This window comes from Mongoliitalea sp., from assembly GCF_054166905.1.
This window is the reverse complement of sequence record NZ_JBSZCK010000048.1, coordinates 1-2980: the sequence shown is the minus strand read 5'-3', so window position 1 is coordinate 2980 and position 2980 is coordinate 1. Positions and strand designations below refer to the sequence as shown.

Genomic DNA, 2980 nt, shown 5'->3' with positions numbered 1-2980 from the left:
GATTTACAGGATTAGGCCTGATGGCAGTGAAAACACTTTTTGGATACCCGGTGGACAAAATCCTGCCTGGAGCCCTGATTCCAAATGGCTTGCTTATTCCCTTGGTGCCCAAATCTGGATCACCGAATTGGAAGGTGACAGCTCAGAACAACTGACCTTCGAAGGGAGAAATTTTTCACCAAACTTCGAAGGCTTTTCGAGTAATTTAGTATACAGGAGAAGTTACACTTCTCCTGAAAAAGCTTCAGTTCAAGGTATTTGGATTCTTGATTCGCAAACAAAAGAAATCCGCCAAGTTTATTCGGGAAATATTGGAGATCCTCAATGGTATAACGAGAATGAAATTATTTCTTATAGAGGTGTTCCGGATGGAAAAGGATCAATCCGATTTGACCTCCTTAAAATAGACGTTACTTCTGAGCAAGCAAACCTTTTGGGTCTACTTTCAGATCCATTTCATTATCTGGGTTATTTAAGAATTTCCACCGGAAAAGACCGGATTTTATTTACCGCTAATGGAGATGGCCCCGATACAATAGTAGGGACATTTCTTCTATTTCTTGCAGAAAAAAGAAAATCAATGCTATTAAGCAACGCATATAGTGCCGAATGGTCACCGGATAGTAGTAAAATAGTCTATACCAATTCAAATGTAGGCAACGGTAGACTACATATATTGGATTTGGTCAGTAACCAATCATTCCAACTCACTTTTGAAAATCAATTTTTAACCCCTTAACAATCTAACACACGCTATTGCTGCTTTGAAAAGAGGGACGACAGTTCAAACAGATATTTTTGGCGGACAGTGAGAAGGGGTTCAAAATCCATATTTGGGTGGCATTAATACTCAACCTCTAGGTTAAAGTTCTACATAAGCGGATGAAAGAGGCTGAAGACTTTTCGACCATGATCATGGTGGCTGCAAAGAACCTTAGCTCATACGCAAGTCTTGAAAAGTTTCACCTGACTTCGACACTGGGACACCCAAAATCAAAAATCGAACATTTTAGCCAGTTTTTGCTGTCTTTTGTTCAAAAACAGGGTTTTTCTCAGTTTTTTTCCCGTTGACTTGAGTTGGATTTCTACAGTGTAAATACCTTTTGCTATTTCAATTGCCTTTTGTGGTGATAGATTTGCTTCTTTTTCATTCAACTGCCGTTCGAGTTCTTTGTACACCTTGTAAGCCACGAATGCTATACTTATGTGAGCTTCTATTCTCCTTTGCTTGTAATGGTAAACTGGCCTTACCTTGATATCATTTTTTGTTATTCGGAAGGCCTTTTCAATCTTCCATAAGTTGTTGTAATTCTCATTCACCTGTTCTTTATCAAGTGTTGTATTGGTGATGTAACCTTTCAGACCATCCCACCGTCCATCCTGTTCAAACTTTTCCATATCCAAGGCTATCTTTATTTCACCTTCCATTTTTAGGTATTTGTTATAGCCTCTGTTATTAATATGTGTTTTATTGAGTTTGCCTGTATTTAACTGTTTTTCGAGCTTTTTAAGCCCTTTTTCCCTGTTAATCCTATCCTTCTTGGCCCGTTTTTCAGAGTAGCTCACAACCATTCTAAGGTTCTCTTCCCAATCCATATAAACACACTCTCCATTTTCCAGCTCTAGAGCCAATACCATACTTTTTTGATTGGCACCTGAAGACTTAAGACGTGCCCCAAGAATAAACTCATATCCGTTATCAAGTAATTCTTTGATATTGCTTTTGGAAAGCAAACCAGAATCTGCCACAACTATTGGGGCGGGCAGATTATACTTTTTCCTAAAAGTCTCTATTACCGGAATCATCGTATGCCCCTCAAACTTATTACCCTCAAAAATCTCATAAGCCAGAGGGTACCCGTCGAGCCCCACCAGTAAACCCAAAACTATCTGGGGATTCTGGTGCTTGCCTTCTTTGGAAAAACCGGTCTTTCTGAGATCATCTTCCTGATCCACTTCAAAATAAAGTGTGGTACAATCGTAAAAAACAATATTGATACTGCCTCCCAGTATTTTCTTGGTGTGACCAAAACTGATCAGCTGTACTATCTCTTTATAATTATTGTAAAGCTTGTCCATATACCGGTATAGATCCTGAACCTGAAAATCAAGGCCATGATAGGTCAGCAGGTATTCGCAGGTCTTGAGTTTGCTGGCAGGAAAACATATCCTGGAATAGACAAGCCACTTAAAAATATCATCTTTGATTACACTGAATCCAATATCATTGAAAATCCTGTCAAGAAGGAGTTCTGTCCCCGAAACAGTAATGTTTTCAACACTTTCCAAGACAGATTCGGCAACCTGTTCTTCATTATTGAAAGGAATGTCAAGAACACCTTTATAATTCCTGATCCACTCTTCTCCCAAAGAAACAAGTTCTTCAATTTTTGCTGGGTCAGCGCTACTACCTATGGTTTTGGCAACTTTATAACTACCCCTTATTTTGTTTATTACCTGAACACTGATCTTGCCACTTTTATTGGGCTTTTTACGGACAAACATGCTTAAAAGTAACCAAAATTACCTCGGGGACACCAAAATTGAAAGCCAAAAAAATATAAAATACTATATATCAGGTCCTTGCGAAAAAATGGGACTGACGAATGTCGAAGTCAGGAAAAATGAAATAGAAAGGATGAAGGATGAGGGAGGAAGGATGAATGAATAAAGCCTTGTCTGAGAATCGGGAAATGAAGAAAATGGAAAGGATGAAATTTGTTACGGCTGAAAATCACATTAGTGCGAGACAAAGTTGATACCTTTCACGAAGGAAGCGCTATGCCTTGCGGCGATATAATTTAAGGGCGTGTAATTACTTGAATTGTTCTTTAAAAAGCATTCCTCTTTTGTAGGTTTTAACCTACTAAAAATCCAGGAAAGCTAACAGGTTCGAGAAAAAATACGTATGTAGAACCAATCAACTGCCATGGGTTTTAACACATTGGCCGGAATAGTAAACCACTTAGGAGTGTGGGTT

General features: G+C 38.7%; 2 protein-coding genes. One reads left to right on the top strand and one right to left on the bottom strand.

Annotated features, from left to right (window positions below):
* A partial coding sequence (locus tag ACXIUD_RS18250; protein ID WP_458054089.1) for a TolB family protein occupies positions 1-739 on the top strand: 739 nt, incomplete at its 5' end.
* A 254-nt stretch (positions 740-993) separates the two neighbouring features.
* Here the strand turns inward: ACXIUD_RS18250 and ACXIUD_RS18245 are convergent.
* On the bottom strand, positions 994-2505 hold the full coding sequence (locus ACXIUD_RS18245; protein WP_458054088.1) for an IS1634 family transposase: 1512 nt from the start codon (positions 2503-2505) through the stop codon (positions 994-996).
* Positions 2506-2980 lie beyond the last annotated feature (475 nt).